We start from the raw sequence: 12,067 nt of genomic DNA on the forward strand, positions 1-12,067 counted from the left end.
CGGGCCGCCCCCCCCCCCGGCCCCCCCCCCCCTCCGCCGTTGGCGCCCGGCGAGTCGTGGCGCCGCCGACCCACCCGGTTCGGGCCGGTCGGCGAAGATACGTATATGCGGATCCTCATCGCCGGCGCATCCGGCTTCCTCGGCACCCGCCTCACCGACCGGCTCACCGCTGACGGTCACGAGGTGGTCCGGCTGGTCCGGCACGAGCCGCGCGGCGCGGGGCAGGTGTCCTGGAAGCCGTCGTCCGGGCAGCTCGACCCGGCGGCGGTCGCCGGCATGGATGCCGTGGTCAACCTGGCCGGCGCGGGCGTCGGCGACAAGCGGTGGAGCGACAGCTACAAGGCCGAGCTCCGGTCGAGCCGGGTCGACACCACCGCCACGCTCGCGAAGGTGATCGCGGCCGTCCCCGCCGACCAGCGTCCGAGGGTGCTGCTCAACTCCTCCGCGATCGGCTGGTACGGCGACACCGGTGACCGCGTGGTCGAGGAGGACGCGCCGGCCGGTGAGGGGTTCCTCGCCGACGTCTGCCGGGTCTGGGAGGCCGCGACGGGGCCGGCGGAAGACGCGGGAGTCCGGGTGGTCCGGCTCCGTACCGGCCTTCCGCTGCACCGCGCCGGTGGGCTGCTCAAGCCACAGCTCCTGCCGTTCCGGCTCGGCATCGCCGGCAAGTTGGGCAGCGGGCGGCAGTGGGTGCCGTGGATCTCGCTGGCCGACTGGATCTCCGCGACCACGTTTCTGCTGGGCCGCGACGACATCTCCGGTCCGGTGAACGTGGTCGGGCCGGCGCCGGTGACCAACGCCCAGTTCACGACGGCGCTGGCAGCGGCGCTGCACCGACCGGCCATCGTGCCGATCCCGGGGTTCGCGCTCCGGATCGTGCTCGGCGAGTTCGCCACCGAGGCGCTCTCCAGCACGCGGGTGCTCCCCGGGGTGCTCAGCCGGACGGGCTTCCGTTACCAGCACGCCGATCTGCCGGCCGCCATGCACGCGGCGCTGCACGGCTCAGTTCGTTGATCATGGGGATACGCGCGACAATCCGGACCAGCCGATGGCGCGTATGCCCATGATCAACACGGATGGGGGTGACGCTAGCAGCCGATCACCCAGTGGCCGGGGGCGGTTTGCTTCAGGGTCGCGCTGTTGAACGTGTTGTAGAGCCCCATCCGCTGGTCCGAGCCGAGCGCGTAGGCGTACCCGCCGGACTGGTAGGCGCGCCCCGCCTGCACGTGCGCGTAGTTGGTCGCGGTCACGCAGACGGGCGCGGTGGTGGGTGTGGGCGTCGGCGTCGGTCCGCCGGTCGCGAGCCCGAAGAAGAGCGCGTCGCGGTAGGCGGAGCAGATGGTGTCGAGGAAGTACGCGGCCGCGGTGCCGCACTGGTCGGCGCCGGAGCCCGGATCGACGGGCAGCCCGTGCCCCATTCCAGCGATCTTGTAAAGCCGCACCACGTCGGCGCCGTACACCTCCAGGGTGGTCCCGGCCGGCAGGCTGGTCGTGCTGGTCGGGGTCGTCGCGACGCCGAGCACGTTGGTGAACTGGTCGCGCAGTTCGGTGCCGTTGGCCGGCACGACGACCGCGTCGGACTGGCCGTGCCAGATCGCCACCCGGGGGCGGGGTCCGGTGTAGCCGGGGTAGGCGCCGCGGACCAGGTCGCCCCACTGCTGGGGGGTCTTACTGACCGCCGAGTACATGCAGGTGGAGGCGGCGGCCTGCGAGGTGGCGCAGCGGTAGGGCAGCCCGGCGGCGACCGAGCCGGCGGCGAAGACGTCGGGATAGGTGGCGAGCATCGCGGCGCTCATCGCGCCGCCCGCGGAGAGCCCGGTGACGTAGACGCGGCGCGCGTCGGTGCCGTAGTTGGCGATCGCGTGGTCGACCATCTGCTTGATGGAGAGCGCCTCGCCCTGCCCGCGCGCGGTGTCACCGGTCAGGAACCAGTTGAAGCAGGCGTTCGCCGCGTTGGCGGAGCTGGTCTGCGGGAAGACGAGCGCGAACTTGCGCTGGTCGGCGTAGCTCTTCCAGCCCGAGTTCGTGTAGTAGCCGGTGGCGTTCTGGGTGCAGCCGTGCAACGCGACGACGAGTGGGGCGTTGCCGGGCAGGCCATCGGGCCGGTACGCGTACATGGCGAGGTTGCCGGGGTTGGAGCCGAAGCCGGTGACCTGGGTGAGGCTGGCGGCGCGGGCGGGCGCGGCGACCGCGAGCAGCGTCGCGGCGGCGAGGATGGGGACGGCGGCCGCGCGGGCGAGCCGCGCGAGGACGGATGAGGGGCGGCGCACAGCGACCTCCGGTGGCGAGTGGTGATACAGGTCACCCTGAATGTGCCGTGAGGTTACGATCTGTGTCAGACCTGTGAAATGGCCGGCCGTCACATATTTATCAGTGCCGACATGGCGACCGGCAGCCAGCGGCGACCCTCACCGCACGCGCGACCGCGGCCCGAGGACGAAGTCCGGGTCGACCTGACGAGCCAGGTCCTCCCCCACCCGGTCGTTGGCCCACGCGTTGGCGTTGCGGAGGTGGAACTCCACCGCCTGCCGGCACGCGGGTGCTCCCCGGGGTGCTCAGCCGGACGGGCTTCCGTTACCAGCACGCCGATCTGCCGGCCGCCCTGCACGCGGCGCTGCACGACTGACCGCCGTGCCTTCCGCGGGGGCACCCTGCCGTCGGACCGGGTACCCCCGCGGGCGGCTCAGATTTCGAGCTCGGCCTCGATGCGACGCATCTGGTGCCGCGCCAGCGCCAGGTTGGCGCGGTCCTTGCGCACCGCGAGGTACAGGAACAGTCCCTTGCCCGACCGCGCGGTCAGCGGACGGATCAGGTGGTACTGGGTGTCCAGCGTGATGAGAATGTCCTCGATCACCTCGTCGAGGTGGAGCATCTCCATCGTGCGCATCTTCGCCCGCACCACGTCGGTGTTCCCGGCGGCGGCGACGTTCAGGTCGAAGTCCTTGCCGCCGCCGGCCACGCCGAGCGCCATGCCGCTCGTGTAGTCGACGAGCGCGACGCCGATCGCGCCGTCGATGTCCAACGCTTCCTTCAGGGCGGTTTCCATAGCGGCCATGAGTTCTCCAGTTTCATTTCGGGGGGCGGCCCACCGTGGCGGCGGGCCCGGTCGCCGGGCGGCGTCCGCCGCACCGGTGTGGGGTGCGACCGGCTCTCACCGGCCGCGTCTCGCTCGACGCCCGGCGATGGCGCCGGCCGGGGCGTCGGGCGGTGGTCAACGCTGCTTCGGCGCCGGCCAGGTGCCGCGGTGCGTGACGACGTGCTGCGGCAGGGTCGCCATCGGCGTGCGGCGGGCCAGCGGCGGCGGCGCCTCCGCGGAAGAGGCCGGCACCGGCGGCGGGGACGCCGGCGATTCCGGTGGATTCACAGCGATCGCGTCACTGATCTTGGCGGTGGTACGCCGCGCCTCCAGATGCACCCGGGCCAGGTTGGCCTCCTGCCGGCTCACCACCGCCAGCACCGCGTGCGGCCCGACCGCGTACGTGGTCAGGTAACCCTGTCCGCACTCGATGACCGTCTCTCGCAGGTCACCGTGGCTCACCGCGTCGGCGAACCGTTGCGCCAGCGCGAAGTGCGCCGCGGCGAGCGCGGAGATGCCGTCGGGTTCGAGGTGGGGCACGTCGTGCGCCAACAACAGGCCGTCGGTGCTGGCGAGCACCGTGCCGGCAAGCTCGGGCACGCGCCGGCGCAGGTCGGCGAGCTCTGCCAGTACCTCGGGGTGCGCCGTCACGGTCGGTTCTCCTTCGTTGTGCGTGGTCGGCACAGATTCTCGGGTGGTCGCGGACCACGGGGACGGTGGCGCCCGCGGCGGGAGGCGCCCGGCGCCCCGGTCACCGCAGCGCCTTCAGCGCGGCGCGGATCCGGTCGAGGAGCGCGTCGTCCGGCGGGCCGGGGTTCGGTCCGGCGTCGTTGGCGGCGCCGGCTGGCGGGGCCGCGTGCTGTCGGCGGCGCGGCGGAGGCACCTGGTCCTGCGTCGCGGCGCCGGTACGGGCCCGTGGTTTGCCACCGGTCGACGCCGGATCGGTGCTGCGCCGCGCGCCGTCGCTCGCCGGGCCGGACGACGCCGACGCGGGTGCGGCGGCGGCTTCGGCGCCGCCGGCGGCTGCGGCGGCCGGACCGGTGCGCTCCGTGTCGGCCGGCATCGAACTCGTCGACGGTGGGGTCCGGCGCGCCAGCGTGGCCGGGTCCGCGGGGGTGGCCTCGGCGGAGCGTCCGTCGCGGTCGGACGGCTGCGGGTCGGGTTTCCCGTCCGCGGGCGGCGCGGTGTCACGCAGCAGCCCGGCCGCGGAGAGCCGGCGCAGCTCCTGGAGCGTCGCGTAGCCGGGGCGACCGAGCAGCTCGGACAGGTCGGCGGCGGTCCGCCGGCCGTCGGCGTGCACCACCAGCTCCCACTGCGCGGCGGTCAGCACCACCCGCTGCACCGGCGGTCGCGCCACCGGGGTGATCGGGGCGTGGTCGACGGCCGATCCCGGACGGATCTCTTCCAGCACTCGGCGGCGCCGATCCGTCTCCCGCTGCAGCGCCGCGGCCTCCACGTCGACGATCCGGCCCAGCCAGTGCAGTTCGCCCGGGACGAAGCGCACCGGCACCGCGGCCGGGGTCAGCACGAAGAAGGCCGCGTCGTAGACCGCGCCCAGCACGCAGAGTTCCAGCTCGCCCTGCATGAGGTGGCCCTGTTCGACCAGGATCCGGCCCACCCGGTGAACGTCGCGACCGGCCTCGAGCGACGCGCGCCAGGTGTGCTCGGGCAGCCGGCCGGACGCGGTGAGGAGCGCCCCGACCCCGGGCGCGGCCGGGGACCCGACGTAGGTCACCACTCCGCCCATCAGGTGCACGGTGCCACCGGGATCGCCGTCGACGTACAGCGTCCCCGTCTCGCCGGCGCCGGCCAGCTGAGACAGCCGCTGGCCGGGTGGGGCGGTCTCGGACTGACGGCGGGTCTTCGCCATGACTCCTCGCGCAAGGGGTGGTGGTGGGGGTGAACGGCGTGGGGCGACGCCGTGGCGGGGCGGGGATCGGCGCTACGTGGCGGACCCGGCGGGCGGATCGGGGGGCGTTCTCACCAGGTCGTCCGCGATGTCGGCGAGCCGCCGCCGGGCCATCGCGAGGTTGCCGTCGGCGCGGTCGAGCCAGAGGTAGAGGACTAGTTGGTTACCGAAGGGAACCGGCACGCCCTGCAGCAGGTGATAGCCGCTGACGGTGGTGATGATGAGGTCCTCGATCGTGTCGTGCGGTCGCGCGGAGGCGAACGGCGCGCGGGCGGACGCCGCGTACAGCACCTCCGCGGCGCCGGTGGCCGCGGCTTCCGCGTCGCCGGCGGGGACCGACCCGGCGGTGGCGAGCGCGAGGCCGGCGGTGCAATCGACGAGGCTCGCGCCGACCGCCCCGGGCAGCTCCATGGCCCGCGCCAGATGCTCGTCAATGACGGACACGCACGCCCCTCGACGCCGGCGGGAACGGCGGCTGATCTGCTGCCGGCAACCCGGATCCCCCATCACAACGCTTCACGAGCGGTGACCGTAAGGGATCACTCCGCAACGACCATCGCACTCCCTGTCCGTCACGCATCCCTACCCATACGTAAGGGCCCTGGTTGTGGCTTTTCACACAGCAGGGACCCTTACTCGCGACTCAGCAGTCGCGCAGCTCCGGCGACTGGTTGCGGATCTGCGCGACCGGCGAGATGAACCGCTGGTACGTCTCGCCGCCGACCGCGCCGAGCGTGAACGCCGCCACCCGGTGGCAGTTCTGGAAGGCCAGCTTCATGCCGAAGTGCCGCTCCAGCGCGCCCCGGATCGCATCGCTGGCCAACGCCCGCAGCAGTTGGCCGCGCTCGGCCTCGCTCGGCGGCGGGACCGCGTGGTCGGCGAACTCGGCGGCGGTGACGGCGGTGCGGGCGGCCACCTCGGACACCACCGACCAGGCGTACGGCAGGGAGCGCCGGACGCAGTCGACGAACTCCGCGTCGTCGATCCAGCCGGACTCCGCCCACTCCAGCAGCGCGGCGGGTACGTCGAGAGACATGGGTTTCTCCTCCGGGTCAGCGGACCAGCGGCTCCGGTCCGAGGACGGAATCGGGGTCGACCTGGGCGGCGAGGTCCTCCCCCACCCGGTCACTCGCCCAGGCGTTCGCGTTGCGCAGGTGGAACTCCACTGACTGCCGGGTGTACGTGCCCGCGCAGGATTCGACGTCGGACTCGTCGTCGACCTTGTTGCCGATCACGTGGACGTAGAGCGGGTTGGCGCCGTCGACGCCGAGCAGCCGGGAACCCCGACCGGGCGGGGTCGTCTCGACCATCGCTGCCGGCGACGAGATGCGGGTGTTCTCGCCGCGCAGGTAGCTCCCATCCGGCAGGCATGAGGAGAATTGATAGTCATTTTCATTAACGATGTCGACGCGGGCGCGACACGGGCCACCCGTGCCAGATTGGTAATCTGCCGCCCGTGCCGATCGCCCCGACCCAGTCCGCCGCAGCGCCGGCCGCGCCGTCCTCCGCCACCACCCCGCGCCGTCGCGCCGATCTACTGGTGGCCGCCGTCGCGCTCGCCCTCGCGTTCTGGGTGACCAGTGGACTCTGGCTCGGCCCCGACACCCGCGCCATCACCGTCAACTCCAGCGACCAGGCATTGTTCGAATGGCTGCTGGCGTACGGCGCACACGCGCTGACCCACGCCGAAAACCCGCTCTTCACCCACCTGCTCAACGCCCCCGACGGGGTCAACCTCGCGGTCAACACCTCGATCACCGTGTACGCCGTCGCGTTCGCGCCGCTCACGTACCTGATCGGGCCCCCCGCCACGTTCCTGATGATCCTCACCCTCAACCTGGCCGCGACCGCATACGCCTGGTACTGGTTCCTCTCCCGGTTCCGCCCCGGCACCGGCGCGGAACCGCTGGTGCGCTTCCGGTTCGCCGCCGCGCTCGGCGGGCTGTTCTGCGGCTTCGCCCCCGGCATGATCTCGCACGCCAACGCGCACCTGAACTGGACCGCCGGCTGGCTCGTGCCGATCATCGTGTGGCGGGTGCTCCGGATGCGGGAACCCGGCCGGTGGCTGCGCAACGGCCTCCTGCTCGGCGTGCTGGTCGCCGTCGCCTTCTCGATCGCCGCCGAAGGGCTCTTCTTCACCGCCCTGGCCTGCGGCGTCTTTCTCGCCGTCTGGGCCCTCGCGCCGGGGCGGCGCGCCGAGGCACGGGCCGCGCTACCGGCCTACCTGCGCGGTCTGGGCGTCACCGCCGTCGTGGCGGGAGCGCTGCTGTCGTACCCGCTGTGGTTGCATTTCCTCGGCCCGCAGCGCTTCCACGGCACCGGCTTCGACTCCCGCATACACGCCGAGGACATCGCCGCGTTCGGGGCGTTCCCCGAGCGGTCGTTCGCCGGCCTCGCCGGACTGGACAGCACGCTCGCGCCCAACCCCACCGAGGAGAACTCCTTCTTCGGCCTGCCGCTGCTGATCCTGACCGTCGCCTGCCTGGTGATGCTGTGGCGCTCCGCCGACGCCGGCCGCCGCGCCACCCTGCGGGCCCTCGCGATCACCGCCGGCGTGTTCACCGTGCTGTCGTTCGGGCCGGTCGTGAAGTGGTTCGGCGTCATCACCGAGATTCCGCTGCCGTACGCGCTCCTCGACCACGTCCCGGTCTTCAACGCGGCCCTCCCCGCGCGGCTCGCCCTGGTCGTGACCCCGGTGATCGGGATCCTGCTCGCCCTGGCGGTCGACTGCCTGCGCGGGGCGGCACCGCTGCCGCCCCGACTACGCCTCGCCTGGACCGCCGGCTTCGCGGCGGCGCTCGTGCCGCTGCTGCCGACCACACTGCTGACCATCGAACGCGAGCCGGTGCCGGCGTTCATCACCTCCGGCGCCTGGCGCGAACACGTCTCCCCCGGCGGCGTGCTCGCCCCCGTGCCCTTCACCCTGGACGTGCTCCCGGACGGGCAGCGCTGGCAGGCGTACGCGTTGGCGCACCGGCAGGGAGAGTTCGCCATCCCGTCCGGCTTCTTCCTCGGCCCCGGCGGTCCCGACGGGCGTGGCCGGATCGGGCCCATTCCCCGCGCCACCGACGCGCTCCTTTTCGACGTGGCGAAGAACGGCGTGGTGCCGCCGATCACCGACACCGATCGGGCCGCGGCGCGGGCGGATCTGCGGCACTGGGGCGCGGAGGTGGTGGTGCTCGCCGACCGGGTGCACGGGGCGAAGTTCCCGGTGCACCACGACGCGCTGCTCCGGGCGACCACCGAACTGCTCGGCCCACCGCGGCGGGTGCACGACGTCTGGCTCTGGCGCCTCGCGTGACCACGAAGACTCCGACGGCCCCATGATCACGCAGCGCGGACCGCACGGGCGCGGAGATCCGCGCCACCCGGGGACCGCGTGAGTCGGGCCACGGTCGGGGCTGACTCGTGAGTAGCGGATTAGGCTGGCACCGTGACCAGCATCGTTCCCCGCCTGCAGAACAACGGCCTGCTCAGCAGGCGGGTGGGCCTGATCGACTATCGCGACGCGTGGGACGAGCAGCGCCGCCTGCACGAGGCCGTCGTCACCGGCGAGCAGCCGGACACCGTGCTGCTGCTGGAGCACCCCAGCGTCTACACCGCCGGCAAGCGCACCGAGCCGTGGGACCGGCCGATGGACGGCACCCCGGTGGTCGACGTCGACCGCGGCGGCAAGATCACGTGGCACGGGCCGGGGCAACTGGTCGGCTACCCCATCGTCAAGCTGCCCGATCCGGTCGACGTGGTCGCCTACGTACGCCGCACCGAGCAGTTGCTCATCGACGTCTGCGCCGAGTTCGGCCTCGCCACCACCCGGATCGAGGGGCGCAGCGGGGTGTGGGTGGCGCAGGACGAGCGGGGTCCGGCCCGCAAGGTCGCCGCGATCGGCATCCGGGTCGCGCGCGGGGTGACCCAGCACGGCTTCTCGCTCAACTGCGACTGCGACCTCGCGGCCTTCGACCAGATCGTGCCCTGCGGCATCCGCGACGCGGGGGTCACCTCGCTCACCGCTGAGCTCCGCCGCGCGATCACGGTCGCCGACGCCCTCCCCGTGGTCGAGCGCCACCTCCCGACCCTGCTGGCCTGAGACAGCAGGGCCGGGGCGCCGCACAGCGCTACGGCGTGAGGCGGTGCAGGTCGCGCGGGAAGGCGGTCACCTCCCGCACGTTCGCCGCGCCGGTCAGCCGCGCCACGAACCGCTCCAGCCCGATGGCGAACCCACCGTGCGGCGGCATTCCGTGCCGGAAGGCGTCCAGATAGGCGGCGTACGGCTCGACCGGTTCGCCGCGGGCCGCGAGCGCCGCGAGGTAGTCGGCGTGCCGGTGCAGCCGCTGTCCCCCGGTGACCAGCTCCACGCCGCGGAAGAGCAGGTCGAACCCGTTGGAGTACGCCGGCCGCGCCGGGTCGGGATGGGTGTAGAACGGGCGCTTGGCCATCGGGTAGCCGGTGACGAAGACGAAGTCCGACCCGTGCTCGCGACGCGCCCACTCCCCCACCGCCCGTTCGTGTGCCGGCGCGAGGTCCGGCTCGTCGGCCGGTGCGCCGGCGACCGCCAGCGCCTCGGTGAACTGCAGCGCCGGGATCTCGGCGGGCACGTCGGGCAGTCCGGCGCCGGGCGTCGCCATCGCGTCACCGGCCCGCGACGCGACCGCGCTCACCATGCCGGCGAGGACGTCGCGCAGCAGCGCCATCACGTCGCGGTGGTCGGCGACGAAGCCGAACTCGACGTCGAGTGAGGTGTACTGCGCCAGGTGCCGCACCGTGTCGTGCGGCTCGGCCCGGAACACCGGCCCCACCTCGTAGACCCGCTCAAAGACGCCGACCATGAGCTGTTTGTAGAACTGCGGCGACTGGGCCAGGTAGGCGGGCCGCCCGAAGTAGTCGAGGGCGAAGACGTTCGCCCCGCTCTCCGTGGCCGAGCCGACGATCTTCGGGGTGTGCACCTCGACGAAGCGCGCGGCGTCCAGTGTGGCCCGGAACCCGGCGACCGCGGCCGCCGAGATCCGCAGCGCGGCGGCGCGGGTGGGGTGCCGCAGCGCCACGGCCGCGTGGTCGAGCTGCGTCGGCAGGGTCGCGGTGAGCACCGGCCGATACAGGTCGAAAGCCGGGGGTACGGCGACCGCGCCGAGCAGGCGTACCTCGGGGTCGATCAGCTCGACGCTGGCGGGCGCCGCGGGGTTGCCGATCACCGTGGCCACCACTTCGACGACGGTCTCCTCGGTCAGCTCGTCGAGCCGGGCGCGGACGTCGTCGGCGGTGAGCACGACCTGGGCCAGGCCGGCGCCGTCGCGCAGGATCAGGAAGGCCACGGACTTGAGCAGCCGGCGGCGGTGGATCCAGCCGGCGACGCGGACGCGTTCCCCGACGTGGGCGGGGAGTTCGGTGGACAGGATGCGTTGCATGCGGTGTGCCTCCTCGTGTCTCGCAACGCGATCCCCAGGGAGGTGTGGGCGAGCGGGAACCTCGCGGTGCCACCACACCTTCACCGCCGACCCGCGGGCCGGCGGCCTTGTTCGTCGCCCGTGACGAGGGCCAGCCGGCGGGGTCTACCGGGCACGTCGTGCCGTTCTTCCCGCAGCTCGGGAGGGTCTTCTCGCCCCGGCCGGAGGTCACCTTCGCAGCTGCCGGTGACTCTCTCGACTCCGGTGGTCGTGGCGGTACTCGGCTCCGTCATCGCTGTTGGCCCGGACGGTAGCAGCGCGCGACGCCCGGGCGGCAGCGATTTATCCCGGGAATGTGACATGGCGACGGTTTCGGCCCGTGATCGAGGTCACCGCGTCGACGACGTGAGCCCCGTCGCGACGGCGCGCGGGCCAATAGCGACCGGGCGTAGGCTCGGCCCCGTGACCATCGCTCCCGAGGGCCGGCGCATGCTGCGCATCGAGGCCCGCAACGCCGAGACTCCGATCGAGCGCAAGCCGCCATGGATCAAGGTCAAGGCGAAGATGGGCCCGGAATACACCCAGCTGCGGGGCCTCGTGCAGCGGGAGGGCCTGCACACGGTCTGCCAGGAGGCCGGCTGCCCCAACATCTATGAATGTTGGGAGGACCGGGAGGCGACCTTCCTCATCGGCGGTGACCAGTGCACCCGCCGCTGCGACTTCTGCCAGATCGACACCGGCAAGCCCGCCGAGTTCGACGCCGACGAGCCGCGCCGGGTCGCCGAGTCGGTGGCGGCGATGGGGCTGCGCTACGCGACGGTGACCGGCGTCGCCCGCGACGACCTGCCGGACGGCGGCGCCTGGCTCTACGCCGAGACGGTCCGGCAGATCCACGCCCTGCAGGCCGGCTGCGGCGTCGAACTGCTGATCCCCGACTTCAACGCCGAGCCCGCCCAGCTCGCCGAGGTCTTCGGCTCGCGTCCCGAGGTGCTCGCCCACAACGTCGAGACGGTGCCGCGCATCTTCAAGCGGATCCGGCCGGGGTTCCGCTACGAACGCTCCCTCGACGTGATCACCCAGGCCCGGGCGGCCGGGCTGGTCACCAAGTCCAACCTCATCCTCGGCATGGGCGAGGAGCGCACCGAGGTGTCGCAGGCGCTGCGCGATCTGCACGCCGCCGGCTGCGAGCTGATCACCATCACGCAGTACCTGCGCCCGACCCCCCGCCACCACCCGGTGGAACGGTGGGTCAAGCCGGAGGAGTTCGTCGAGCTGCGCGAGGAGGCCGAGGAGATCGGTTTCGCCGGCGTGATGAGCGGTCCGCTGGTGCGCTCGTCGTACCGCGCCGGTCGCCTCTACCAGCAGGCGATCGACGCCCGCGACGCCGCGACCGTAACCGCGTAGCACGTACGAAAAGGGGCCCGACGCATCGCGTGCGTCCCCTTCGATCGCCGTCGCCACCGCTACCCGCCGCCGTCACGGCAGAGCGGGCGTACGGGTGGTGCGGTGACCGGGCCGGCGCAACAGCCGGGACCACCAGTGCGCCGGGTACGGCTCCGGCCCGGTGCAGCCCCTGACTCTTCGCGCGAAGGCCTCACGGCCGCATGGGTGTGCTGCCTCATCTTCTGCCGTGACCACCTCCTTACGCGCCGCTGAGTAGCCCCCGGTACCGCCGTAAGGTCCTTACCTGAGGGCTGTCGC

At 72.8% G+C, this 12,067-nt stretch carries 13 protein-coding genes; 5 read left to right on the plus strand and 8 right to left on the minus strand.

Annotation, left to right across the window (positions count from 1 at the left end; translation table 11 throughout):
- Positions 1 to 105: 105 nt before the first annotated feature.
- Complete coding sequence (locus tag AB0J06_RS19440; RefSeq protein WP_357430334.1) at positions 106 to 1,014, plus strand: TIGR01777 family oxidoreductase; 909 nt, start codon at positions 106 to 108, stop codon at positions 1,012 to 1,014.
- 74 nt (positions 1,015 to 1,088) lie between these two features.
- Here AB0J06_RS19440 and AB0J06_RS19445 read toward each other — a convergent pair whose 3' ends face one another.
- Positions 1,089 to 2,270, minus strand: a complete 1,182-nt coding sequence (locus tag AB0J06_RS19445) for a PHB depolymerase family esterase (RefSeq protein ID WP_357430335.1) — start codon at positions 2,268 to 2,270, stop codon at positions 1,089 to 1,091.
- A 281-nt stretch (positions 2,271 to 2,551) separates the two neighbouring features.
- On the opposite strand from AB0J06_RS19445, the gene AB0J06_RS19450 reads away from it, so the two are divergent.
- On the plus strand, positions 2,552 to 2,626 hold the full coding sequence (locus AB0J06_RS19450) for a hypothetical protein (protein WP_357430381.1): 75 nt from the start codon (positions 2,552 to 2,554) through the stop codon (positions 2,624 to 2,626).
- 57 nt (positions 2,627 to 2,683) lie between these two features.
- On the opposite strand, the gene AB0J06_RS19455 is transcribed toward AB0J06_RS19450, so the two are convergent.
- The 6 genes from AB0J06_RS19455 to AB0J06_RS19480 all read right to left on the minus strand — a co-directional run bounded on the left by AB0J06_RS19455 (position 2,684) and on the right by AB0J06_RS19480 (position 6,295).
- On the minus strand, positions 2,684 to 3,055 hold the full coding sequence (locus AB0J06_RS19455; RefSeq protein WP_357430336.1) for a hypothetical protein: 372 nt from the start codon (positions 3,053 to 3,055) through the stop codon (positions 2,684 to 2,686).
- 156 nt (positions 3,056 to 3,211) lie between these two features.
- Entirely contained in the window at positions 3,212 to 3,727 is a 516-nt protein-coding gene (locus AB0J06_RS19460; RefSeq protein ID WP_357430337.1) for a roadblock/LC7 domain-containing protein, read from the minus strand.
- Positions 3,728 to 3,827: 100 nt separating this feature from the next.
- The gene (locus AB0J06_RS19465) at positions 3,828 to 4,946 is read right to left on the minus strand and encodes an ADAM 12 protein (protein WP_357430338.1); all 1,119 of its coding nucleotides are present in this window, start codon (positions 4,944 to 4,946) and stop codon (positions 3,828 to 3,830) included.
- Positions 4,947 to 5,018: 72 nt separating this feature from the next.
- Positions 5,019 to 5,429, minus strand: coding sequence for a hypothetical protein (locus AB0J06_RS19470; protein WP_357430339.1), 411 nt, complete (start codon positions 5,427 to 5,429; stop codon positions 5,019 to 5,021).
- Positions 5,430 to 5,628: 199 nt separating this feature from the next.
- Complete coding sequence (locus tag AB0J06_RS19475) at positions 5,629 to 6,021, minus strand: SCO5389 family protein (protein ID WP_357430340.1); 393 nt, start codon at positions 6,019 to 6,021, stop codon at positions 5,629 to 5,631.
- A gap of 16 nt (positions 6,022 to 6,037) precedes the next feature.
- Positions 6,038 to 6,295, minus strand: coding sequence for a hypothetical protein (locus AB0J06_RS19480; protein ID WP_357430341.1), 258 nt, complete (start codon positions 6,293 to 6,295; stop codon positions 6,038 to 6,040).
- Between the two features lie 152 nt (positions 6,296 to 6,447).
- Here AB0J06_RS19480 and AB0J06_RS19485 point away from each other — a divergent pair, with 152 nt between their 5' ends.
- Positions 6,448 to 8,286 carry a DUF2079 domain-containing protein gene (locus tag AB0J06_RS19485; RefSeq protein WP_357430382.1) on the plus strand — a complete coding sequence of 613 codons (1,839 nt, stop codon included), beginning with the start codon at positions 6,448 to 6,450 and terminating at the stop codon, positions 8,284 to 8,286.
- Between the two features lie 153 nt (positions 8,287 to 8,439).
- Entirely contained in the window at positions 8,440 to 9,072 is a 633-nt protein-coding gene (lipB, locus tag AB0J06_RS19490) for a lipoyl(octanoyl) transferase LipB (protein ID WP_357430383.1), read from the plus strand.
- 28 nt (positions 9,073 to 9,100) lie between these two features.
- Here the strand turns inward: lipB and aspS are convergent, their stop codons facing one another.
- The gene (gene aspS, locus AB0J06_RS19495) at positions 9,101 to 10,387 is read right to left on the minus strand and encodes an aspartate--tRNA(Asn) ligase (RefSeq protein ID WP_357430342.1); all 1,287 of its coding nucleotides are present in this window, start codon (positions 10,385 to 10,387) and stop codon (positions 9,101 to 9,103) included.
- 468 nt (positions 10,388 to 10,855) lie between these two features.
- Between aspS and lipA the strand changes: the two genes are divergently transcribed.
- Positions 10,856 to 11,770: a lipoyl synthase gene (lipA, locus tag AB0J06_RS19500; protein ID WP_357430384.1), complete on the plus strand. Its 915-nt coding sequence runs from the start codon at positions 10,856 to 10,858 to the stop codon at positions 11,768 to 11,770.
- The last annotated feature ends 297 nt before the right edge of the window (positions 11,771 to 12,067 follow it).

The sequence above is a fragment of the Micromonospora sp. NPDC049679 genome (genome assembly GCF_040659735.1).
Classification (GTDB): Bacteria; Actinomycetota; Actinomycetes; order Mycobacteriales; family Micromonosporaceae; genus Micromonospora_I.